The sequence below is a fragment of the Corynebacterium sp. MC3 genome (genome assembly GCF_900099485.1).
Classification (GTDB): domain Bacteria; phylum Actinomycetota; class Actinomycetes; order Mycobacteriales; family Mycobacteriaceae; genus Corynebacterium; species Corynebacterium pseudogenitalium.
Genome location: NZ_LT622816.1, coordinates 218266 through 239689 on the forward strand (window position 1 = coordinate 218266; position 21424 = coordinate 239689).

The following is a 21424-nucleotide window of genomic DNA, read 5'->3' on the forward strand; positions in this document are numbered from 1 at the left end:
CGCCTGTAACAATATCTGTGGTTTTAGAGTGGCGGATGGTAATAATGGTGCGCAAGGTACTAATGTGTAGCACATGTCTGCCAGGAAACCAGCGCCACGAAATACGCGAGCTTCGACAGGCCCGCGGGACCGTGCACGTTCAACGACGAGCCGTTACGGTGCCCCAGCGTCGATGACGCATCCACCGACCTCGTCCATGGTCGCGGCAGAGACTGCCGATGAACGGGTCGGATCCGCGACGAGAGTCGTCGGAAGCTCAATTGGCAGTGCAGTTCGCGGAGCTGGTTCGTTGCTTACCAAACTTCGACCACGCCGTAAGGAGAGTTTTGACAGCGTGCCCGACGCAAACGGATACGATGACGAGGACGACAACTTCGATTTTCTTGACGACGGCCCCTCTGCTGAGGCGCCGCAACGTGAAGAGCACTCACGAAAGTCCAGTCGCTCGTTGGGCATCTCGCGTGGCAACGTTGACGCGTACGGTTTAGTGCTCATTGGCCTTGCCGCGATCCTGGGCGCCTCCGTGTGGATGGATATCGCTGGCCCGATAGGCAACGTCATTGCGCAGGGTGTTCACTGGGCAATTGGTGCTGGTGCGCTCCTGCTTCCTGTGATTTTGGTCTGCATCGCTATCGCTCTCATGCTGAACGTGAAGGCAGAACCGGCAGTACGTGCCAGGGTGGCGTCGGGCCTGTTGATTATTGGTATTGCGATGCTTGGCATGATTCATGTCTTCGCTGGCAACCCTGCCGATTGGGAATCTCGCAAGATCGCCGGTGGGGTAGTGGGCACGTTCACCGGTGGCTTGCTCGCCGCTGGATTCTCCTCATATGTGGCAGTTCCGCTGCTGGGACTTGTCATTGTTTATGGTGCGCTTCGTACAACCGGTATTACTGTGCGTGAGGCGTATGATTTTTTCACTGCGTGGCTTAGCTCGGTATTCCAGCGGCCCGAGACTGACGATGAGTCGGATCCTTACAGTGATGTAGGCCGGGACATTGACGCTATCGCAGAGGGGTGCCCGCGCACGTCGGCAAAGCGCTCGCGGGTTGAGCCTGAATCGAGGAGCCCACGTACCGGTCTTTCTCCACGTACAGCGGCAAAGAAACCAAGGGTTTCTGGGTTTTCGTCTTTCTCGGAGAAGTTGCGAAAGGCCTCCACGCCACTGGATAACTACCCGGCGAAGCCAGCGTCAGCGCCTCAAACATCGGGTGATGAGACAGAGGTTATCGATTTCGGTGAAGACTTCGACACGCAGGAAGGCAGCGACGCCACTGCGGTCATTGAACGTCCTGCGACGAAGGCGGCGTCGAAACGTCAGCCTGCGCAACCCGAGGAGACGAAGATTCTGCCTCGACCTACGCTCGAGGAGGCTCAAAGGGATGCCGTCGATCAGTCGCGAGACGCAGTTCGCCAGGCGGTCGTAGCGCGTTCAGGGAAGGACCCAAGCACAACTCCACCTGAGGCGCCGAAGGATGGCCACGCGAAGAAGATCGACAGGAATTCCACCTACGTCGTTCCAACAACCGATTTGCTGCTCGCTGGCCAAGCGCCGAAGACACGCACCGAAGCTAACGATCGCATGATCGAAGCCATCACAGAGGTCTTCGAGGAGTTCAAGGTCAATGCTATGGTGACGGGCTTCTCCCGTGGTCCGACCGTGACCCGCTACGAAGTAGAGCTTGGGCCCGGCGTCAAGGTGTCGAAGATTACCAACTTGCAGTCCAATCTTGCCTATGCAGTCGCGACCGATAACGTTCGTTTGTTGACGCCAATTCCCGGCAAATCTGCCGTCGGCATTGAGGTGCCGAATCAGGACCGTGAGATGGTTCGTCTGCGCGATGTCCTCGAAGCGCCGAATGTTGCTGCGGACGATGACCCTATGCTCATCGGCTTAGGCAAGGACATCGAGGGCGACTTTATTGCATCTTCGGTGCAGAAGATGCCGCACTTGCTTGTTGCGGGTTCTACGGGCTCCGGTAAGTCGGCGTTCGTGAACTCGATGTTGGTTTCCTTGCTGACGCGCGCAACACCTGAAGAAGTACGCCTGATCCTCATCGACCCAAAGATGGTGGAGCTCACTCCGTACGAGGGGATTCCACATCTGATCACGCCAATTATCACGCAGCCGAAGAAGGCATCAGCGGCACTGCAGTGGCTGGTGGAGGAGATGGAGCAGCGGTACATGGACATGAAGACCGCTCGTGTCCGCCACATCAAGGACTTCAACAAGAAGGTGAAGAGCGGTGAAATCACTGCTCCTGCAGGCTCTCAGCGCGAGATGCGACCCTACCCGTTCATCGTCTGTGTCGTCGACGAGCTTGCCGACCTCATGATGACCGCGCCGAAGGAGATCGAGGACTCGATCGTCCGCATTACGCAGAAGGCCCGCGCAGCAGGTATCCACCTTGTCTTGGCTACGCAGCGACCTTCGGTGGACGTCGTCACGGGCTTGATCAAGACGAACGTGCCGTCCAGGCTCGCGTTTGCAACATCCTCGCTTACTGACTCACGCGTCATCCTCGACCAGGGTGGCGCGGAGAAGCTCATTGGCATGGGCGACGGTCTCTTCATCCCGCAGGGCGCCGGCAAGCCGCAACGCATGCAAGGTGCGTTTGTGTCTGACGCTGAAATCCAAGCCGTCGTGGACGCTGCCAAGAGCCAGGACGAACCACAGTACGTCGAGGGCGTTACGGAAGAGAAGGAGTCCGAGAAGAAAGTTATCGACGACGACATCGGCAAGGACCTGGACGACTTGCTGGAAGCCGTTGAACTCGTTGTTACGGCGCAGCTCGGATCGACCTCCATGCTGCAGCGCAAGCTGCGTATCGGTTTTGCAAAGGCCGGCCGACTGATGGATTTGATGGAGTCCCGTGGCATCGTTGGGCCATCGGAAGGCTCCAAGGCCCGTGAAGTGCTGGTGAAGCCAGAAGAGCTCGAGACCATTCTTTGGATGCTCAAGGGTGCGGATCCCGCGGACGCACCGAAGGACGTCGACGCGCAACTTGGTGATGACGCCACTGCAGATGAAGATGACGTGAAGACGGTCGAAGCAACCTACAATCCCACCGGTGGAGCCGTATAACTGGTAGCGACTCCCCCTGATGGTGTAGCCTGGCATTCGCATTGGAGGGGAGTACCCCGCAAGTGCCTCAGATCGTCAACACGGAACAAACGTATCCCGGTTGAGGCAGCCGCGTAGCTACGTGGTGGGGGAGACCTCCGGTCTTTCTTTGTCCTATGCAACGACCGGAGGTAACCACGTTGAGTGTCCCCCTATGGATATGGCTGCTCACTGCAGCAATCATTCTGGGCTTTTTCGCCTTTGACTTTCTTACTCACGTTCGCCAGGCCCACGAGCCAACTATCAAAGAATCGGGCTTTTGGACGCTGTTCTACATGACGATGGCAGCGATCTGTGGCGGTGCGATCTGGTGGGAGTGGGACGGCGAGCACGGCGTCCAGTTCTTCACTGGCTACATCACTGAGCTTGCGCTGTCCGTGGACAACTTGTTCGTCTTTGCGCTGATCATGGGTGCGTTCAAGATTCCAAGGAAGTACCAGCAAAAGGTGCTGCTCTTGGGCATTGTTATCGCGTTGGTATGCCGCCTGCTGTTTATTCTGCTCGGCGCAGCACTTATCGAGGCGTGGAGCGACGTCTTCTACATCTTCGCAGCGTTCTTGATCTACACGGCTGTCAAACTCGTTTACGACGAGGCGACTGATGCACCTGAAACAGATCCGAACGATATGGCTGTCGTGAAGGCACTCCGTAAAGTCGTCCCTGTCACGAGCTCCTACCACGGTGACAAGCTGTGGTCGAAGACGAAGGAAGGTAAGACCGCAGCGACCCCGCTGTTCGTCGCACTGCTCTCCATCGGGTTTATCGACGTAATGTTTGCGTTTGATTCGATCCCAGCAATCTACGGTATTACCTCTGAGGCGTACATTGTGTTTACCGCGAATGCGTTCGCGCTCATGGGCCTTCGCCAGATGTTCTTCCTGCTTTCTGGCTTGTTGGACCGTGTGGTGTATCTGCCGTACGGGTTGGGCGTGATTCTTGGCTTTATCGGCATCAAACTGTTGCTTCACGCGCTACACGAGAACAACCTGCCGTTTGTCAATGGCGGTGAGAATGTGAGCGTACCGGAGGTTGGCACCGTTGCATCGCTCGGCTTCATTGTGGCAGTACTGGTGATTACCGTGCTGTGCTCCTTGGTGAAGGACCGAGCGGATATCAAGGCAGGGCGGCGGGACCCAAACGGTCCGAGCTGGCACATCGACTACGACGACCACGGGAACCGTCGCAAGGTCGATAACCAGGGCCACCACATCGAGTGGATTGATGACCCTGCAACGTCGGGCAAGGGCGACCACACCGCCACTGGTTCCCGCGAGACGGATCACCTCCATGTGCAGCGCGGGAGGAAGTAGAACTTCCGCGGTTTAAGGGAACACCCGGGAGACCGGGTTCCACTCGTGGACCTCGCGGCTGAGTAGGGCGTTGTTCTGCCAGTAGGGGTCCTGGTTCATGAGTGATACTGCCTCCGCAGCGTCGGCAGTATCTGGTAATTGCACGATGATGAGGGCCTTGCCGGCGTCGACTAGCGGGCCAGATCCGACAATCCTTCCGAGCTCTAGCTGCTTCGCGATGAACTCGCGGTGTGCGGGGCGCGTAGCATCTACGACGTCCGTATTATCTGAGTACGTGTAATGGAATGCAAAATATTTCATAACACGCAGTCTAAGGGAAAGCATGGGATAGGTAGGGTAGAGGGCGTGACTGAAAAACCATCGAACTGGAACGTACCCAACGTCTTGACGTCGTTGCGAATCATTTTTATCCCCGTCTTCGCATGGTTGGCACTGGACCAGCGATGGGGTGCGGCGTTCGGTGTGTTCGTTGCGCTGATGCTCACGGACAAGCTAGACGGAACAATCGCCCGTACCTACAACCTGATTACCGACTTCGGGAAAATTGCGGACCCGATCGCGGACAAGGCCCTGATGATTACGGCACTTGTAGTACTCAACGTGGCGTCCAACCTTCCTGTGTGGATGACTATCGTCATCGTGGTCCGCGAGCTCGGCATCACCATGTGGAGAATGTGGATGCTGCGCAACGACCATGTCGTTCCCGCGTCCAAGGGTGGCAAGGTGAAGACGGTGCTCCAGACCGTCGGCGTTGCTCTCTACCTGTGCCCGCTGCCTTCCTGGATGGACGCGCCTTCCTACGTTGTAATGGTGTTGGCCGTAGTCGTCACCGTGGTGACCGGCGTGCAATACCTTGTCGATGCTCGCAAGGTGAATAACTAATGCGAGGTACTGCATCCGATGTGATTGCGGAACTTACTAAGAGGGGTGCAACAGTTGGGCTTTGTGAATCGCTCACTGCCGGTTTGGCAAGTGCCGCACTCGCAGGCGTTCCGGGTGCCTCCGCAGCGCTACGAGGCGCGATGGTGACTTACGCGACTGAGTGCAAAGTTACCTTGGCCGGCGTTCCCCAGGACGTCATCGATGAGTTTGGACCTGTTTCTCCGGTGACCGCGAAAGAGATGGCGAAGGCGGCAAAGCGGAAGCTCGATGCGGACTGGGGCCTTTCGCTCACTGGTGTGGCCGGGCCCAGTGAACAGGATGGCCACCCTGTTGGTGAGGTCTGGGTAGGGATCGCCTCAAGTGATGGTTGTGAAGCAGTTCTCGCAGGCGACATACTTTCCGACGCCCCTCTCGTACGCGGAACCATTCCAGGATTCAGACAGGCCCGAAACTTGCTACAGGCGCCGCGCAACGAGGTACGCGAGTGGGCTGTTGAAGCAGCGCTTCGCGTCCTGTTGCATGCCGTGCGGGAACAAAAACACGTTGAGGGGAGTTATACCAAGTGATGACTACGACACTTCTAATCGATACGCCGCTTGAGCCCTCGTTCGATGCACAGGATGAGGTCGCTTTTCCATTTCGCGAGTCTGGAACCCGCCAGAAAGAACCGCTGCTGAGAGAGGCGCTAGGAATGTCACTGCGAGCTTTCCGGGCGGATAAAGGCGTGACGTTGCGATCTCTTGCTGCTCAAGCCCGCGTTTCTTCTGGTTACCTCTCTGAGCTGGAGCGTGGGCGCAAGGAAGTTTCCTCAGAGCTGCTCGCATCGATTTGCGAAGCACTGGACACAACGGTTTCAGAAGTTGTTCTCGAGGCTGTTGCGAACCTTTCACTGCAATCGATGAACGATGAATTCGCTACGGCTGATGCGATTCACGCATAGCGGAGCAGCGCTGTAACAGATAGAATACGAAACAGTTTGGCCGTGGACACGGCCAATTTCAATGCTCAGCGAAAGGTAAAACGCAACACTATGGCAAACCCGTTTTCAAAATTCTGGAACTACCTGATGGCACTTTTCGACAACAAGATCGAGGAGAATGCTGATCCAAAGATCCAGATTGAGCAAGCAATTTCCGAGGCTCAGCGCCAGCACCAGGCGCTTTCGCAGCAGGCAGCCGCCGTTATCGGTAACCAGCGTCAGCTGGAAATGCAGCTGAATCGTCGCTTGGAGGAAGTCGAGAAACTTCAAGCGAACGCTCGCCAGGCGCTCCAATTAGCAGATAAGTCCCGCTCCAACGGTGACGCACAGAAGGCGACCGAGTATGAGAACGCTGCTGAGGCGTTCGCGGCGCAGCTTGTTACCGCAGAGCAGGGCGTTGAAGACACGAAGGCGCTGCACGACCAGGCACTCCAGCAGGCAGCACAGGCAAAGCAAGCTGTGGAGCGCAACGCGGCACACCTGCAACAGCAGGTCGCTGAGCGCTCGAAGTTGCTGTCGCAGCTTGAGCAGGCCAAGATGCAGGAGAAGGTTTCCGAGACCATGCGCTCGATGAACTCGTTGACCGCCTCCGGCCCGAACTTGGACCAGGTTCGCGACAAGATTGAGCGCCGCTACGCGAACGCACTGGGTGCTGCAGAGCTCGCGGAGAACTCGATCCAAGGCCGCATGGCTGAGGTGGAGCAGGCTGGAATCCAGATGGCAGGCCACAGTCGGCTCGAGCAGATTCGCGCAGAGATGTCTGGCGAGTTGACCTCGGGAAAGGAACAGCAGTCGATTGAGCAGGGCAAGACCGGCGCCCCGCAAGCAAGTGAGGACGCCGTCGCACGTCGGATGCGTGAGCTCCGCGGCGAAGCCTAAAGCGTGGTAAAAAAGCTCCAGGATTTCTATAGAAACCTGGAGCTTTTTGCTTTGCCCTGCGAAGGATTGAACGCGGTTAGTCGAGCGCGCCACGAGCGACAAGTGCATCGCCGATCTGTTCCGCCCTTCGGATACTTCGCACGATGAGCGGTACGCCAAACGCGAGGGGAGAAAATCCCAGTCCTCGGGCCTTGCGGGCGTCGAGAACTTCCTGCGACGTCTGCAAGATGAGCGGAATGAGACGGAGCGTGAGGGCGATGGCGAGGCTGATTTTCTCAGTTGATACTCCGAAACGGCCGAGCGGTTTGAGGCCCTCCTCGAGCGATACAAGGAGCGCTTCAACTGTTGTGGTCAGAGTAAGAAGGTTTGCGGCGAGAATCGTTGCGAACAACGTAATCAGCGTGACGCCAGCAAGTCCGATGCCATTTTGCCAAACAAGGAAAGCGCCCAGCATTGCGAGCAAGGGAAGAATTGGCACGAGCTGATTGGCAACGATTCGGATCGGAATTCTTGCCACGATGTACAGAACGAAGATCAAGCCTAGCAACGCGAGCGCGATTGGGAACGTACGCCCGAAGTTGGTCGCTATGAGGATATACAGTATGAGCAGTACGAATTTCTTCTTTGGGCTCATACGGTGGAGCAGCGTTTTGCCTGGGATGTACACGCCCATTGGTAGCGAGTCAATCTTCACTGTTCGGCTCCATTAGCTGAGTGTAGAACTGAATCGTGTCTGCTGGTGTGCCGTCGTATGCAATGACGCCGTCGTTGACACAAATTACTCGGTCGAAGTCACTGAGTAGCTCTAGATCATGGGTCACCACGATTGTTTGTTGATCAAGCGAGTTCAATTCAGCGATTATTCGCCGACGGTTTCGCAGGTCAAGCAATGTTGTTGGCTCGTCTGCGATGATGGTGGTCGGTTCAGTCACCAGTACCGCGGCCAGCGCGAGAAGCTGTTTTTCACCGCCAGAGAGCGTATGAGGTGATTGTTCTGCCTTGTGCAAGAGTTTGAAGCGTTCCAGTACCTCATCGACGCGTTGCTCTTTCTCTGCCTTAGAGAGCTTGAACTTCTTCAATGAAAACGCCACGTCATCGTGGACTTGGGGCATGACAATCTGGCTTTCTGCGTCGGAGAACACGAACCCGACACGTCGGCGGACTTCAGAGCTACGAGTTGCAAGCGAAATCCCGTCGTAGAATACCTCGCCTGTGCTCGGCTCTTCGAGCCCATTGATAAGCCGGACGAGCGTTGACTTACCAGAACCGTTCGAGCCAATGATGCCGATCCGATGTTCCTGCAACGTAAGTGAAAATGGTTGGAGCAGTGTGTTGTCATTACGTACGACGCTCACGTCGTTGAAGCTGATCTGCGGCATGGAAATAATCCAGTTTATGCGCGACGGAGTGAGGGGAGTGCAGCGCGAACTGCGAATGCGATGAACACAATCACTAGCACCTTGGCGGTGTCAGGGATGACAAACGGTAGCTGTGCTGCCCATGCAGCGCCAAAGGTCATGTTTGCGCGTGCCATCAATCCAAACACCCCAAAGAAGTACTGCAGGAACAGGCCAGCGAACCCGGCTCCAAGAAGGAGGGCGATATTCACGAAAGAGCTCTTGCTGGAAGCGCGGTAGGCGATGAGACCTGCAACAAATGCGCTTGCGATGTAGCCAACCAGATATCCGATTGTAGGGCTTCCCAGGGCATAGACGACGGTGCGTCCACCTGCGAGAACGGGAAGAGCAAGTCCGATGAGGAGGAACAATAGCACTGTGTAGGTTCCCCGTTTAGGGCCGAGCACGAGCGCCGCGAGAATACAAGCAGCGTTCTGCATGACGATTGGAACGCCGGCAGCGCCGACTGGAATAGAGACAAACCCGAGTACGATGATCACCGCCGCGAACACGGCGATATATGCGAGGTCTTGGGCTTCAATCTTTGATTGCGGAATGCTTTTTGACATAGCGAGAATAGTACTTGAACAGTGTTCAGTTCGCTATGAAATCGTATTGATTTTTCTGCGCGTATATTTGAGGCCATGCGATTAACGGAGTTTCACCAACTCGTCCAGGATGAATTTGGGTCTGATCGGGCGTCATGGATTATTGAGGCGCAACTTTTGCCTCGTCATGGGTGTACCGCCGAAGAGGTTATCGAAAATGGAGGCGATTTGCGTCAAGCCTGGGACGAACTTTGTGACGCCTTTGATGTTCCAGAGGCGCGTCGCCTTGGCGTAGATCGGCCGGGTTTCTAGCTGCTCTCGCCGTTTTGCACTTTTAATTCGAACATGTATGCGTGTACACTCTGGTGATGTCTCGGCACTTGCCTATAGTCAGATCCAGATTTAGAAGTCATCGGGAACCGTAACCCTCGAAGGTGAGTCTAAACATGTGTGTGGGCGATGGCGTATGCAAAAACGCCGCCGCCGAACTCGAACAGAATGAACATTAAGGAGAACATGTAAATGGCTGCGAAAAAGAAAACCGCATCAGCCGCGAAAGATCGCCAGAATGCGCTAGATGCTGCACTCGCAATGATCGAGAAGGATTATGGCAAGGGGGCTGTGATGCGTCTCGGTGATGAGAACAGGCCTCCAATTCAGTCGATTTCATCTGGGAATACGGCTATTGACGTCGCTCTGGGGATCGGTGGGTGGCCACGCGGCCGCATCGTTGAGATTTACGGACCTGAGTCTTCCGGTAAGACAACTGTTGCGCTTCACGCCATCGCTTCCGCGCAGCGGGCCGGCGGAATCGCAGCTTTTATCGACGCCGAGCATGCTCTGGACCCGGATTATGCCCGCAAGCTGGGCGTCGATACTGATAACTTGCTCGTTTCTCAGCCAGATACAGGGGAGCAAGCACTGGAGATCGCGGACATGCTTGTCCGATCTGGCGCGATTGACATCATCGTCATTGACTCGGTTGCCGCACTGACGCCTAAGGCTGAAATTGAAGGTGAGATGGGTGACTCTCACGTTGGCCTCCAGGCTCGGTTGATGTCGCAGGCACTGCGGAAGATGACAGGTGCGCTGTACAACTCCGGCACTACAGCGGTTTTTATTAACCAGCTGCGTGAGAAGATCGGCGTCATGTTCGGTTCACCCGAGACAACTACGGGCGGTAAAGCGCTGAAGTTCTACTCCTCGGTTCGTTGTGATGTCCGACGTATCCAGACGTTGAAGGACGGACAGGATTCCATCGGAAACCGAACCCGCCTCAAAGTAGTGAAGAACAAGGTTTCGCCACCATTCAAGATCGCAGAGTTTGACATTATGTACGGAGAGGGCATCTCTCGGGAATCGTCCATTATTGACATGGGCGTAGAGAACGGCTTCGTGAAGAAGTCAGGTTCCTGGTTTACCTACGAAGGCGATCAACTTGGACAGGGCAAGGAAAAGGCGCGCAATTTCCTGAAGGAGAACCCGGACCTTGCGGACGAGATCGAGCAAAAGATTTTCCGTGCATTGGGGGTTGGCGAATTTGCCGATGATGATGCGCTGACTGATGACCCAGTAGACATGGTGCCAAACATTGACTTCGACGACGAGGAAGAGCCAGCGAAGGCGAAGTAATACGTGGCAACACCAGATCCGGAAAAGATTCAACGCCTGCAGGACGCACTTGCCGAATGGGAAGCTACCGGTGGGAATGGAGAACTCTTCAACTACGAACGTGAAGAAGCCCTCGCTCCAGTACGGCGGCGTGCATTAAGGTTGCTGGATCAGCGACCGCGATCAGAGCATGAACTCAGGGAGCGTCTTGTCAAGGCTGAGTTCCCAGCGCCTCTCGTTGATGAGGTACTGGCGTCTCTTCGCGCGTCCTCGCTTCTCGACGATCGGCGCTTCGCCCATGAATGGGTTCGACAGCGGGCGAAACGTCGAGGAAAGTCGAGAAGCTTTCTGGACCGCGAGCTCAGGGAAAAAGGAGTCTCAGAAACAGATCGGCGCGCCGCGCTCGCACAAATCAGTGACGAGGACCAACACGCAATTGCTGAAGCCCTCGCGGAAAAGAAGGCGCGAGAAGTGAAAACACCACCAGCGGGGCACGCGGAGTACACCCGCGCGCTGCGCAGGGTTGTCGGAGTGCTGGCGCGTCGAGGCTTTCCACAAGGTATGTGCATGTCTATCGCAAGAACTGCACTAGATACAAGGGTTGAATCACTTCGAGAGACTTCCTAGGGAGCAATTTGCGGCGTTTGGGCGGGGTAGTTGGCAGTGGCTAGAATGTTCAGCCGTGCCTGCGTAGGCCCGCGTAATCAACCAGGAAAGGCGAACCAGATGGCTGCATCAAGGACATACGAAGTACGAACCTTCGGATGCCAAATGAACGTTCATGATTCGGAGCGGTTGTCGGGTCTGCTGGAAGATTCGGGGTACGTGGCAGTTGAAGATGGGCAGGCCCCAGACCTCATCGTTTTCAACACCTGTGCCGTGCGTGAAAACGCAGACAAGCGTTTGTACGGAACGCTTGGACATTTGAAAAAGGTTAAGGAATCGCAGCCTGATTTGCAGATTGCGGTTGGTGGATGTCTGGCGCAGAAAGACAAAGACCACGTTATCCAGAGAGCACCGTGGGTAGACGCGGTCTTCGGGACCCACAATATGGGCTCACTGCCGGTACTGCTGGAACGTGCACGAGTACAGGGCGAGGCGCAAGTTGAAATTGCAGAAGCGCTCGAAGTATTTCCTTCTGTTCTTCCAGCGAAACGTGAAAGTAGCTATGCGGGCTGGGTTTCGGTGTCTGTCGGGTGCAATAATACGTGTACATTCTGTATCGTTCCGAGTCTGCGTGGCAAAGAAGTTGATCGCCGTCCGGGCGATATCCTCGCCGAGGTACAGGCGCTCGTGGATCAAGGCGTCTTAGAAGTCACTTTGCTTGGCCAAAACGTCAATGCTTACGGTGTGCATTTCGTTGACGAGGAAATGGAGCGAGATAGGTCCGCGTTTTCAAAACTGCTACGAGCGTGTGGCGAGATCGAAGGCCTCGAGCGTGTTCGCTTCACCTCCCCGCACCCCGCAGAGTTTACATCTGACGTCATCGACGCAATGGCAGAAACCCCGAACGTTTGCCCGCAGCTACATATGCCGTTGCAGTCGGGGTCTGACAAAGTACTCAAGGACATGCGCCGTTCGTACCGATCCAAGAAGTTTTTAGGCATTTTGGATGAGGTCCGTGAGAAGCTTCCTGAGGCTTCGATCACCACCGATATCATTGTCGGATTCCCAGGCGAGACGGAAGAAGACTTCCAGGCAACGCTTGATGTAGTTGAGAAGGCACGATTCACGTCCGCCTATACATTCCAGTACTCACCGCGCCCTGGGACCCCGGCGGCTGAAATGGAAAACCAGGTTCCGAAAGCTGTGGTGCAGGAGCGGTTCGAACGACTGCTTGAACTCCAGGAACGAATCAGCCTGGAAGAGAATGAAAAGCTCATTGGATCTGTGCAAGAACTCCTTGTTCAGCAGGACGAAGGTCGAAAGCACGAGACGACTCACAGAATGTCAGGACGCGCTCGCGACGGCAGGCTCGTGCACTTTGCTGTCGATGAGGCCAATCGATCTGCCATCCGTCCGGGTGACATTGTTACCGCTCGTATCACCGAAGCAAAGTCATATTTTCTGATCGCGGATTCTGGTGTGCTTTCACACCGACGCACACTCGCGGGTGATCACGCTGAGGCAGGCGAGGTACCAACGACTGCACCTGTTGGGGTGGGACTTGGAATTCCTACGGTTGCACGTCCAGACATCGTTCCAGTGACTAACGTAAGCAACACTGGCTGCTGCACGACTCCTGAAGCGTAAACCACGCGACTACTGGAAGGGAGACTTCAATGAAAATGGAATTAGGATCCGCGCGCTGGGTACTCGGTATTGCAAGTATTGGGTGGCTTGTTGCGCTGTTTTTGCCCTTCGTTGGTGACATTCCCGGATGGCAGGTGCTCGCGGTGGGCGAAGGCGCCCGCAGTGCAGATACCAAGATCACGGAGTACGTATTTGTATGGCTAGGCTTCTTAGGCGTAGGCGTTTGCACGTCGCTAGTGACGGTTTCGCGACGTTTCGGAATGGCCACAGCCGCGTGGATGATTTCAACAGTTGCCCTGGTTAGCTCGTTGCTGGCAGTGTGGCTGCGGAAGTCGAGTACCGGTGTTGCAGGAACGTTTCAGCACGGGCCCGGGTTTTACCTAGAAGTTGTCGCGGTACTCCTGGTCGTGTTGACGTACATTCCGCTGTTCGTGCGAAAGACAGCGGTTGCCCCGGAACTGCTCCGGAATCAGCCAAGCGAAATCGACGCGGATATCGCGGATGCGCAATTGAATGCGACGCGGACTCATCAGGAGCAAGAAACGAACCCACTGCTTGTCGATGACCGACGAGCGAACGCGGCACGACGCCACAAAAGAAGCAACTAGCTATCGAGCTTTGGTACGCCCTTCTGCCAGGCCGTCGCCTGGCTTATCCCGGTTGGGGCATAGTGGTCGAGAATGTGGCTCGCACCCGGCTGCGGGTTGGGATAAGAAGCGTAGATCTGCTTCGTTTGTGGCCAAATCGAGAGCGCGGCTGATATCGCAGAAGCCAAGGCGCGCTTGCCTAAACCGAGTCCCCGGCTTGCCTCCCGTACGTACACCAGCCCGATTTCTGCAACAGAATCTGCGTCATTCTCGAATTTTGCTACCTCTGCAAGCCCGACCGGTTTCCCTGAGACATCACGGGCAATGGCGGTGATCTGGGAACCGCCGCGGTCCTTGAGACGTGCAGCAGCGTCCTGAAGACGGGACGCAGACCACTGGACAGGCTCGAGCGATAGTGAACCACGAGGGTATTTCGCTGCGGACTCCTGGAGAGTAGCTAAGAAGGAGGGCAGATCAGTAGGGTCGAATGCCATGTCTTCAATCACGTCGCACCTATCATTCTGGTCAGGCGCCACGATAGCGTCCGCGTTGATAATTGCCTGTCGCTCACAGTGCGCCGGCGTGTAGCCGTCAGCGCGAAGGAATGGGTGCTCCGGTGCCCCCAATGGCTCCGTGATCCAAATCTGACGGATGGGACGGTGCAACTCTGCAGAAAGCGCGTCAATCAGCGCGAGCGCACTTCGCCACACGTGCGCCGGCTGCTCCTCCCCGGGAAGAGGAGCGATGGAGGCGTCGATAGTGACGTTCGCTTCTAACACATCGACGTCCTCAAGTAGAGGAAGCGATATGAGCACCCAGCCTTCGACGTCGTACAGATCATCCTCAGTCAGCACTGGGTAACCGAACGCTCCAAGGGACCGTGGCGCTGGTTTGCTACACAGCGCGAAGAGAAGCGCTAACGATTCTTCGGATCCCTCCAGGCGTTTCGCGAGATGGGCTGCACTCACTCCGGAGTGCGCTTCTCCCGTAATGTCCTGGATAGCAAGCGTGACTGAGAATGCGTAGGAGGAGACTGCGGCGTGTGACGGGTCGGCACTCCCTACGATCAAGGGATATAGCACTACTGCTCGTCGACGGCCTTCGCTGCGACGTTGGCAAACTCCTGCCACTGCTCAGCCTGTTCACGGAGCTTCGCCGCCTTGGAGGAATTCCCGGCTGCCTCAGCTTCCTGAGCCTGCTGCAGGAAGTGATCAGCTTTCTCCTGGAACTGATTCACCCGCGCTTGTGCCTCAGGGTCTGCTTTGCGCCATCGTGATTCCTCTGCATCCGCTACGCGCTGTTCCAGCCGAGCAATCTTGTCTTCGTACGTACGGACCTTGTTGCGAGGCACAAATCCAATTTCGTCCCACTTCTCCTGGAGCTCACGCAGCTTGGCACGTGCCGCACCTAGACCCTTCTCTGGAGTGATGAGCGCATCGTACTCATCTATAAGTGCGTCCTTAGCTGCAGCATTTGCTTCAAATTCGCGGTCGCGCTCCGCGTTTACGGCGTTGCGGGCGGCGAAGAAGTGATCCTGAGCAGCGCGGAACTGTGCCCACAGCTCATCGTCGACGCCACGTGGGGCGCGTCCGGCTGCTTTCCACTCATCCATCAGAGAGCGGTAGGCACGGGCGGTGGCGTTCCAATCCGTTGAGTCCTGGATTGCCTGCGCGCGGGCGATGATATCCTCCTTGATACGACGAGCCGTTGCGCGATTCCTATCGAGCTCAGCGAAGTGAGCCCCACGACGGCGATTGAAGGCATCGCGTGCACGCGAGTAGCGCTTCCAGAGCGCGTCGTCGGTTGTGCGATCGATACCGCGGATCGTCTTCCATTCTTCGAGGATCGCTCGAATCCTGTCCCCGGCAGCCTTCCAGTCCGTAGACTTCTCGGCGATCTCCTCAGCCTCGGCCGCTAGACTTTCCTTTTTGGCAATTGCGTTAGCCCGTCGGGTCTGCTTGAGTTCCTTTGCTTCGTGTTCCGCAACCTCTGTTTTGCGCAGTAATTCTTCTAGGCGTGCCTCGAGCGCTGCGAAGTCGCCAATTGCGGCGACGTCTTTCAGCGAGTCTTTCAGCTCAGTCACGCTGCGATGCAGAGTGTGTGCGTCCTCTGGGTGTGCAGTGAGTCGCGCCTCCAGGACTTCAGTTTCGACGATGAGGTCGTCGAAACGCTGCCCGTAGTGGCGAAGTCCTTCCTCGGGAGACCCGGCCTGCCAAGATGCGATCTGACGCTCAACGCCGTCACGGGTGACAAAAACATTGCCGGCATCATCGACGCGCCCGAACTTCGACGGATCAGTGTTCGCTGATGACGACTGAGCATGCGCGAGTGGAACAACCCGCTGTGAAGGAACAGACTGTGCCGCACCTGGACGAGGTCCGGGCTTCGGCGTTTGCTTCGGCATGGCAGCCGGGTTCGGACGTCCAGCTGGTGGCTGTGGCTTTGGAGTCGAGGAAGTCATGAAACAGTCCTTTCACAAATAGCTGTGCCGCGCGTCACGGCGCCGAGATACATAATCGACGGCATTCTCGTCTTCATAACTCTAGCGTGTTGCAGACGAACATGCGTCATGTGTCATGGTTTCAACTCCGAGAAAACCCCACTATGGTGGGCGAGGTGAATGAAGCCCGTGCCTGCCTACTTGTCATGCCTGGTTCGCCAGCTCTCGTGCGAGAACTCGCACCTGCTGACGAACCGTCGCAGCGTTTGCTGAACTCAATTAGAGAGACAGCCGGAAAACTGACGAAAACTATTGACATTGTGTGCAGCCACGACAGGAGATGGGCAACGCACCTTGCTGGCTCGTTTGCTGCCTGGGGAGCACCACACGTCGAAGTAGGAGGTGGGCACGTATTAGGCGAACTTGTCGCCAGATACTGCCTTCACGGGGCTACGGTGCGTGAGAGTCGTGAGCACCTGTTGCCGTTAGATCCTTCAGTGCTCACAGTGTTGGTAGTCGATGGACCTGCAGGGCTGACAACTCGCGCCCCGCTAGCGTTAATCCCTGCGGCTGCTGATACGAACGACAAACTCCAGGCTTTGTTGTCAGGAAAGCAAAGCTCCCTGATCCGTGAGCAGGAAATGCGAGACGCAGGAGTACTGGAACCAGATATTTGGCTTGAGCTACAAACACTGCAGCCAACGAAGGCCACACTCGTAGACGTAGACGACACGTTGGGCGTTGGTCGGTATGTTGCTTACTGGGAGGTAGAGCAGTGAACAAGGAGATCGGACACCAACCAGTAGCAATCGTCGGCCCGACGGCTTCAGGTAAGTCCTCGCTGAGTCTCGCGCTTGCGCACGAACTCGATGGTGAGATTGTCAACGTTGACTCGATGCAGCTTTACCGCGGGATGGATATCGGCACTGCCAAATTACCTCTCGCGGAGCGACAAGGAATACCGCACCACCTGCTTGATATCTGGGAGGTTACGAAAACCGCCAGTGTCGCAGAGTATCAGCAACGAGCGGTGGAGACCGTTGAGGAGATCTCCAATCGAGGAAAGCTGCCGATTCTCGTTGGTGGGTCCATGCTGTACATGCAGTCACTTGTCGACGCTTGGCAGTTCCCGCCAACCGACCCCGAAGTCCGCGGGCGCTACGAGTCTCTATTGAAGGAAATCGGAATAGATCGCCTTCATGCGCAGCTAGCTGCAGTTGACCCTGTGGCGGCGTCGATAATTGAAGACCGTGACCCCCGGCGCACAGTGCGTGCACTCGAAGTCATTGAGCTTACTGGTAAGCCTTTTCAGGCATCTCAACCCCCCAAAAACGCCCCTACACGCTGGGGTACGCGCATGATTGGGCTGGAGACAACCCCAGAGTGGCTCAACCCGCGGATTGCGCAGCGTACTGATGCGATGTTCGAGCAGGGGCTCATCGATGAGATTCATCGGTTGGTGGGCCAGGGATTAGCGAAGGATTCGACTGCTGGCAGGGCTATCGGATACGCCCAAGGACTTGGAGTTATCGACGGCCACCTCACCATCGACGAAGCCTGCGAGGACACCAAACTGCGAACGCGGCGCTATGTGCGGCGTCAGAAATCCTGGTTTAGGCGCGACAAACGAATCACTTGGATTGACGCGGCGAACTATGACGTTGCGGAACTAGTAGCACAGCTTGGTTGATTACGACGGACCAATTTCTCGAGCAGCGTTACGGGCAGCCACCCAGGCGTCCTCAAGCTCGAGGGCGCGCTCGTCCGCAATTCGAATGAGTTTTTCAAGGTGGACGCGTTCCAAGTCCGGTGACTGCAAGTAGGTGTCAACGCGCGCGAGAAAGCGCTGTGCCGCACTGTACTTGAGATGAAATTCGCTGATTTCTGGTACAGAAAGATCGGTGTTCGCAAGCGCGGGAAAATGAAGCGTGCGGTCGGCCAACGCCTGCGTCGAGCTACCATGTTGCAAGTTATCAAATGCTTCAACGATGTCGCGGATGTCATCGCACGCAATCAGAAGCGACTCTACTTCCGGGTTAGGAATAAAACGCCTGCGGGTCAAAAGCGCCGTGACACCAATCAGCCCGGCGATGATGGCGCCAGGAGTCTTGAGGAGCAGCACAAGCAGCACCATGACGGCGAAGATCAGGGCGCCCCACAGTGCTATGGAAAGATCACGACGTGCTGGATCCATGAGTAGTGCCTAGTTCCTAGCAGCCGCCACCGCAACCGCAGGAGCCACCACAACCACCACATCCGCCACCTGTAGGCACCGGGATGGTACCGACCATGACGGCGTTGCCTGCGATGACTTGGTCGCGTTGGGGGAGATCGCCATCAGGTAAGCAAACGTCGAATGGAAACGCCCCGTCGACTGAAACATGAATGAAGCGGTCACCCGTCAACTCCGACGTGCGGTATTCAGCTTCCAGCACGCGTGCGGAAAAAGTGGCTTTTGCATCGGGGGAGGAGGCTGCCCCAGTTGCAATCGCTTCGGCTCCTGCAGAAATGACTGTGCCAACCGTGCTACCAGGGTGCTCCTCAAGATAAGCAGAGGTGGATTCGTACGTGCTCACATCGAGTGCAAGGGCGGTCACGCTGAGCTCTTGCCACTGGATTGTGGGCTCATCGACGATCAATGGCTCCTGCGCCAGGTTTAGCGTCAGAGATCCGATTGGATTCCCATGTGGATCCACAACCTCAGCAAGCGCAACCACATCGGTTGCCGGGGTGATGTGCGCGTTTGTGCGTGTGATGCCCTCAAAGCCGGCAAAGGTGGCGAAAGGCTCAACTGCCAAGATATTCAGCTGCGCACCAGAGTGGTCCTGGTATTGGACCATTTGGCCGCCACGTACCTCACCGATAACACCGAGGCGACCGGATGCGATTGCAGCTTCTACCGCGTCTTGCCACTTAGGAAAGCTCAGGCCGATCGCTGCCAGATCCTTGTTTTCAGTCAGAGGTTGTTGGTTCATAAATGTGAAGCCTAGTCGAATGCGCTCTGAGGTGAAGAAATGTGGTGGAAGAAAAATGGGTGGGCTACCGTTGAGCAAGGAAGAAAGCGAAAAAAGTTACGTATACCCACTATTTTTGAAAGCTTGCATGAATTCGAAATCAACCACTCCTGATTCGCATGAGGCGTTGCTGGATGAAGCGTTTCGCCATAACGCACAGACGCGCACCGAAACCTCGGGAACAGACCTATCGACGCCAACACAGGGCGCACTCGACCTAGAGGAACGAAACTCGTTTCGTCGCGTAAACACCACGACAGAGCTGCGCAACGAAGACCGGGAAGACATCTACGAAGTCGAGTACCGTAAACTGCGGCTCGAGCGCGTCATCCTTGTTGGAGCATGGACTGAAGGTTCCACTGCCGAAATGGAAGCAAACATGCGGGAATTGGCAGCACTGACCGAAACCGCAGGCGCTGAAGTTATTGACATGCTCTATCAAAAACGAGATAAGCCGGATCCAGGGACATACATTGGTTCCGGAAAGGTGAAAGAGCTGCGCGAGATTGTCGACGCCAGTGGAGTGGACACCGTCGTATTCGACGGTGAGCTATCCCCTGGTCAAATGGTGGCGCTAGAGGAAGCCCTCAACTCTAAAGTGATCGACCGAACGATGCTCATTCTGGATATCTTTGCTCAACACGCAAAGAGCAAGGAGGGCAAAGCACAAGTTAGCCTCGCGCAGATGGAGTATCTCTACACCCGTACCCGTGGTTGGGGCGGCAACCTTTCGCGCCAGGCCGGTGGTCGTGCGGGTTCGAATGGCGGCGTTGGTTTGCGCGGTCCTGGTGAAACCAGAATTGAGGCAGACCGGCGAAGGTTGCGCTCAGAGATGGCAAAGCTGCGTCATCAATTAGCAGACATGGAGACTGTTCGTCAGATTAAGCGCGCGAAGAGGCAGAGCTCGACGACACCCAAGATTGCGATTGCCGGATACACGAACGCAGGGAAGTCCTCACTCATTAACGCAATGACGGACGCCGGCGTGCTTGTGGAAGACGCATTGTTTGCAACGCTTGACCCATCCACGAGACGCGCAACGCTGGCCGATGGGCGAAACGTCGTTTTGACGGACACAGTTGGTTTCGTTCGGCACCTGCCGACCCAGTTGGTCGAGGCGTTTAAGTCGACGCTGGAGGAAGTGAGCAATGCAGACCTTTTGCTACACGTCGTTGATGGAGCAGACGAGTTCCCACTCAAGCAGATTGCTGCCGTGAGCGAGGTGCTGGCAGAGATCACGCGAGATAAAGATTCCGAATTGCCTCCGGAGATTGTGGTCGTCAACAAGATTGACTCCGCTGACCCTGTGGTTTTGGCAGAGTTACGCCACGTGTTTGACGCGACCGGTCGGGAAGCGGTGTTTGTCTCAGCGCTCACGGGTGAGGGTATTGCTGAACTCGAGGGAAAAATCGAGATGTTCCTGAACACGCTCGATGAGCATGTAGTCATGCTGATCCCCTACACCCGAGGAGATGTTGTCTCACTCGTCCATGAACACGGGACGATTCGCTCCGAAGAATATGAAACCGACGGCACCAGGATCGATGTCCGCTTGCCACGAGTTCTGGCGCGCCAGTATGACGAGTTTGTCCAGCAGGTCTACTAGAGACTGCTGGAGTGGTGAATTAACGCCAGTAGGCGTCGATCTCCTTGTAGAACTCCACATCGCCGAGGCCGGATGCTGCGGCTTCGTCGAGTAATATGCACACATCGTTGTGCATTTGCAGCGATGAGGCAGGGCAGAAAGAGCTCAAGGGCCCTTCGATCATTGCTTGGACAGCCTCGGCCTTCGCTGCACCGGTAGCGATGAGGAGGATCTTCTTCGCTTCCAAGATGGTGCCGATGCCCTGTGTCATTGCCTGGCGAGGCACTTCATCTTCTGACTCGAAGAAGCGTGCGTTGTCAGCAATGGTCCGCGGGCGTAGATCAATCAGTCGGGTCCGGGAACTCAGCGAGCTGGTCGGCTCGTTGAAAGCGATATGGCCGTTCGCGCCGATGCCGAGCAGCTGAATGTCGACACCACCGGCGTCTTTCATCATGGACTCATACGTCGCAGCCTCTTGCTCCGGATCGGCCGCTGAGCTGCTAAGCGAGTGCACGGCCGCGTCATCGATATCGATTGATGCCGTCAGCTCGCGTCGGATTGTGGACCAGTATGACTGCTCGTGGTGTTGATCGATTCCGTAGTATTCGTCGAGCAAGAATGCGTCACAGTCGGCGAAGCTGAGGCCTTCCTCGCGGTGCTTTCGGATTAGTGCCTGATACGTTGGACTCGGTGTCGAGCCAGTAGCAAGACCAAGCGTTGCACCTTGCTTGACGAATGGTTCAATCATGTTTGCAGCGAAATCGCCAATTTCGTCTGCCGTGCGGCGAATGAAAATCTCCATGCGTATTACGCTA

General features: G+C 56.2%; 23 protein-coding genes. 14 read left to right on the plus strand and 9 right to left on the minus strand.

Features of this window, described 5'->3' with window-relative positions; translation table 11 throughout:
* Window positions 1-73: 73 nt before the first annotated feature.
* Complete coding sequence (locus BQ4436_RS09940) at window positions 74-3085, plus strand: DNA translocase FtsK (RefSeq protein ID WP_070478915.1); 3012 nt, start codon at window positions 74-76, stop codon at window positions 3083-3085.
* Window positions 3086-3264: 179 nt separating this feature from the next.
* A complete protein-coding gene (locus tag BQ4436_RS09945; protein WP_070977164.1) occupies window positions 3265-4434 on the plus strand; it encodes a TerC family protein in 1170 nt (389 codons plus the stop codon).
* A 12-nt stretch (window positions 4435-4446) separates the two neighbouring features.
* Here the strand turns inward: BQ4436_RS09945 and BQ4436_RS09950 are convergent, their stop codons facing one another.
* Entirely contained in the window at window positions 4447-4734 is a 288-nt protein-coding gene (locus BQ4436_RS09950) for a YciI family protein (RefSeq protein ID WP_070478919.1), read from the minus strand.
* A 45-nt stretch (window positions 4735-4779) separates the two neighbouring features.
* Between BQ4436_RS09950 and pgsA the strand changes: the two genes are divergently transcribed.
* The 4 genes from pgsA (at window position 4780) to BQ4436_RS09970 (ending at window position 7174) form a co-directional block, all read left to right on the plus strand.
* The gene (gene pgsA, locus BQ4436_RS09955) at window positions 4780-5316 is read left to right on the plus strand and encodes a CDP-diacylglycerol--glycerol-3-phosphate 3-phosphatidyltransferase (protein ID WP_255366188.1); all 537 of its coding nucleotides are present in this window, start codon (window positions 4780-4782) and stop codon (window positions 5314-5316) included.
* Window positions 5316-5882 (plus strand): CinA family protein, encoded by a 567-nt coding sequence (locus BQ4436_RS09960; protein ID WP_070976737.1) that lies wholly within the window; start codon window positions 5316-5318, stop codon window positions 5880-5882. Before pgsA ends, BQ4436_RS09960 begins: the two co-directional genes overlap by 1 nt.
* A complete protein-coding gene (locus tag BQ4436_RS09965; protein WP_083290921.1) occupies window positions 5882-6256 on the plus strand; it encodes a helix-turn-helix domain-containing protein in 375 nt (124 codons plus the stop codon). Before BQ4436_RS09960 ends, BQ4436_RS09965 begins: the two co-directional genes overlap by 1 nt.
* 90 nt (window positions 6257-6346) lie before the next feature.
* On the plus strand, window positions 6347-7174 hold the full coding sequence (locus tag BQ4436_RS09970) for a PspA/IM30 family protein (protein WP_070977168.1): 828 nt from the start codon (window positions 6347-6349) through the stop codon (window positions 7172-7174).
* Window positions 7175-7250: 76 nt separating this feature from the next.
* Here BQ4436_RS09970 and BQ4436_RS09975 read toward each other — a convergent pair whose 3' ends face one another.
* The 3 genes from BQ4436_RS09975 to BQ4436_RS09985 are packed head-to-tail and all read right to left on the minus strand — an operon-like array spanning window position 7251 to window position 9140.
* A complete protein-coding gene (locus BQ4436_RS09975) occupies window positions 7251-7868 on the minus strand; it encodes an energy-coupling factor transporter transmembrane component T family protein (RefSeq protein WP_369822076.1) in 618 nt (205 codons plus the stop codon).
* The gene (locus BQ4436_RS09980) at window positions 7858-8553 is read right to left on the minus strand and encodes an energy-coupling factor ABC transporter ATP-binding protein (RefSeq protein WP_070478922.1); all 696 of its coding nucleotides are present in this window, start codon (window positions 8551-8553) and stop codon (window positions 7858-7860) included. The genes BQ4436_RS09975 and BQ4436_RS09980 overlap by 11 nt, the downstream gene beginning before the upstream one ends.
* Before the next feature lie 14 nt (window positions 8554-8567).
* On the minus strand, window positions 8568-9140 hold the full coding sequence (locus BQ4436_RS09985; protein ID WP_070362325.1) for a biotin transporter BioY: 573 nt from the start codon (window positions 9138-9140) through the stop codon (window positions 8568-8570).
* Between the two features lie 75 nt (window positions 9141-9215).
* Here BQ4436_RS09985 and BQ4436_RS11755 point away from each other — a divergent pair, with 75 nt between their 5' ends.
* The 5 genes from BQ4436_RS11755 to BQ4436_RS10000 all read left to right on the plus strand — a co-directional run bounded on the left by BQ4436_RS11755 (window position 9216) and on the right by BQ4436_RS10000 (window position 13591).
* Complete coding sequence (locus tag BQ4436_RS11755) at window positions 9216-9431, plus strand: DUF3046 domain-containing protein (RefSeq protein ID WP_083329538.1); 216 nt, start codon at window positions 9216-9218, stop codon at window positions 9429-9431.
* A 210-nt stretch (window positions 9432-9641) separates the two neighbouring features.
* The gene (gene recA, locus BQ4436_RS09990; protein ID WP_070976740.1) at window positions 9642-10751 is read left to right on the plus strand and encodes a recombinase RecA; all 1110 of its coding nucleotides are present in this window, start codon (window positions 9642-9644) and stop codon (window positions 10749-10751) included.
* Between the two features lie 3 nt (window positions 10752-10754).
* Window positions 10755-11357 (plus strand): recombination regulator RecX, encoded by a 603-nt coding sequence (gene recX / locus BQ4436_RS11760; RefSeq protein ID WP_071572548.1) that lies wholly within the window; start codon window positions 10755-10757, stop codon window positions 11355-11357.
* Between the two features lie 99 nt (window positions 11358-11456).
* Complete coding sequence (gene miaB, locus BQ4436_RS09995; RefSeq protein WP_070362327.1) at window positions 11457-12983, plus strand: tRNA (N6-isopentenyl adenosine(37)-C2)-methylthiotransferase MiaB; 1527 nt, start codon at window positions 11457-11459, stop codon at window positions 12981-12983.
* Between the two features lie 29 nt (window positions 12984-13012).
* Window positions 13013-13591 (plus strand): Rv2732c family membrane protein, encoded by a 579-nt coding sequence (locus tag BQ4436_RS10000; RefSeq protein ID WP_070362328.1) that lies wholly within the window; start codon window positions 13013-13015, stop codon window positions 13589-13591.
* Here BQ4436_RS10000 and BQ4436_RS10005 read toward each other — a convergent pair.
* Both BQ4436_RS10005 and BQ4436_RS10010 read right to left on the minus strand, forming a co-directional pair.
* A complete protein-coding gene (locus tag BQ4436_RS10005; RefSeq protein WP_240492804.1) occupies window positions 13588-14640 on the minus strand; it encodes a GNAT family N-acetyltransferase in 1053 nt (350 codons plus the stop codon). The two genes, BQ4436_RS10000 and BQ4436_RS10005, sit on opposite strands and share 4 nt — an antisense overlap.
* A gap of 11 nt (window positions 14641-14651) precedes the next feature.
* Entirely contained in the window at window positions 14652-16031 is a 1380-nt protein-coding gene (locus BQ4436_RS10010; protein WP_369822077.1) for a DUF349 domain-containing protein, read from the minus strand.
* Window positions 16032-16465: 434 nt separating this feature from the next.
* Between BQ4436_RS10010 and BQ4436_RS12700 the strand changes: the two genes are divergently transcribed.
* Window positions 16466-16789: a hypothetical protein gene (locus tag BQ4436_RS12700; protein ID WP_320072698.1), complete on the plus strand. Its 324-nt coding sequence runs from the start codon at window positions 16466-16468 to the stop codon at window positions 16787-16789.
* Window positions 16786-17700, plus strand: a complete 915-nt coding sequence (gene miaA / locus BQ4436_RS10020) for a tRNA (adenosine(37)-N6)-dimethylallyltransferase MiaA (protein WP_240492805.1) — start codon at window positions 16786-16788, stop codon at window positions 17698-17700. Before BQ4436_RS12700 ends, miaA begins: the two co-directional genes overlap by 4 nt.
* Here miaA and BQ4436_RS10025 read toward each other — a convergent pair whose 3' ends face one another.
* Window positions 17701-18204, minus strand: a complete 504-nt coding sequence (locus BQ4436_RS10025) for a hypothetical protein (RefSeq protein ID WP_070976743.1) — start codon at window positions 18202-18204, stop codon at window positions 17701-17703.
* Between the two features lie 16 nt (window positions 18205-18220).
* A complete protein-coding gene (locus BQ4436_RS10030; protein ID WP_070976745.1) occupies window positions 18221-18985 on the minus strand; it encodes a hypothetical protein in 765 nt (254 codons plus the stop codon).
* A gap of 127 nt (window positions 18986-19112) precedes the next feature.
* Between BQ4436_RS10030 and hflX the strand changes: the two genes are divergently transcribed.
* Window positions 19113-20630 carry a GTPase HflX gene (gene hflX, locus BQ4436_RS10035; protein WP_070362333.1) on the plus strand — a complete coding sequence of 506 codons (1518 nt, stop codon included), beginning with the start codon at window positions 19113-19115 and terminating at the stop codon, window positions 20628-20630.
* A 19-nt stretch (window positions 20631-20649) separates the two neighbouring features.
* On the opposite strand, the gene nagB is transcribed toward hflX, so the two are convergent.
* On the minus strand, window positions 20650-21411 hold the full coding sequence (gene nagB / locus BQ4436_RS10040; RefSeq protein WP_070362334.1) for a glucosamine-6-phosphate deaminase: 762 nt from the start codon (window positions 21409-21411) through the stop codon (window positions 20650-20652).
* Between the last annotated feature and the right edge of the window lie 13 nt (window positions 21412-21424).

What these genes read in the sequence shown, in the direction of transcription:
- BQ4436_RS10025 (WP_070976743.1), bottom strand. Translation starts at nt 18,204, where the DNA reads ATGGATCCAGCACGTCGTGATCTTTCCATAGCACTGTGGGGCGCCCTG.
- BQ4436_RS11755 (WP_083329538.1), top strand. Translation starts at nt 9,216, where the DNA reads ATGCGATTAACGGAGTTTCACCAACTCGTCCAGGATGAATTTGGGTCT.
- BQ4436_RS09980 (WP_070478922.1), bottom strand. Translation starts at nt 8,553, where the DNA reads ATGCCGCAGATCAGCTTCAACGACGTGAGCGTCGTACGTAATGACAAC.
- nagB (WP_070362334.1), bottom strand. Translation starts at nt 21,411, where the DNA reads ATGGAGATTTTCATTCGCCGCACGGCAGACGAAATTGGCGATTTCGCT.
- BQ4436_RS09950 (WP_070478919.1), bottom strand. Translation starts at nt 4,734, where the DNA reads ATGAAATATTTTGCATTCCATTACACGTACTCAGATAATACGGACGTC.
- recA (WP_070976740.1), top strand. Translation starts at nt 9,642, where the DNA reads ATGGCTGCGAAAAAGAAAACCGCATCAGCCGCGAAAGATCGCCAGAAT.
- BQ4436_RS09940 (WP_070478915.1), top strand. Translation starts at nt 74, where the DNA reads ATGTCTGCCAGGAAACCAGCGCCACGAAATACGCGAGCTTCGACAGGC.
- miaB (WP_070362327.1), top strand. Translation starts at nt 11,457, where the DNA reads ATGGCTGCATCAAGGACATACGAAGTACGAACCTTCGGATGCCAAATG.
- BQ4436_RS09965 (WP_083290921.1), top strand. Translation starts at nt 5,882, where the DNA reads ATGACTACGACACTTCTAATCGATACGCCGCTTGAGCCCTCGTTCGAT.
- BQ4436_RS09970 (WP_070977168.1), top strand. Translation starts at nt 6,347, where the DNA reads ATGGCAAACCCGTTTTCAAAATTCTGGAACTACCTGATGGCACTTTTC.
- BQ4436_RS10010 (WP_369822077.1), bottom strand. Translation starts at nt 16,031, where the DNA reads ATGACTTCCTCGACTCCAAAGCCACAGCCACCAGCTGGACGTCCGAAC.
- hflX (WP_070362333.1), top strand. Translation starts at nt 19,113, where the DNA reads ATGAATTCGAAATCAACCACTCCTGATTCGCATGAGGCGTTGCTGGAT.
- BQ4436_RS09960 (WP_070976737.1), top strand. Translation starts at nt 5,316, where the DNA reads ATGCGAGGTACTGCATCCGATGTGATTGCGGAACTTACTAAGAGGGGT.
- BQ4436_RS09985 (WP_070362325.1), bottom strand. Translation starts at nt 9,140, where the DNA reads ATGTCAAAAAGCATTCCGCAATCAAAGATTGAAGCCCAAGACCTCGCA.
- BQ4436_RS10030 (WP_070976745.1), bottom strand. Translation starts at nt 18,985, where the DNA reads ATGAACCAACAACCTCTGACTGAAAACAAGGATCTGGCAGCGATCGGC.
- BQ4436_RS10000 (WP_070362328.1), top strand. Translation starts at nt 13,013, where the DNA reads ATGAAAATGGAATTAGGATCCGCGCGCTGGGTACTCGGTATTGCAAGT.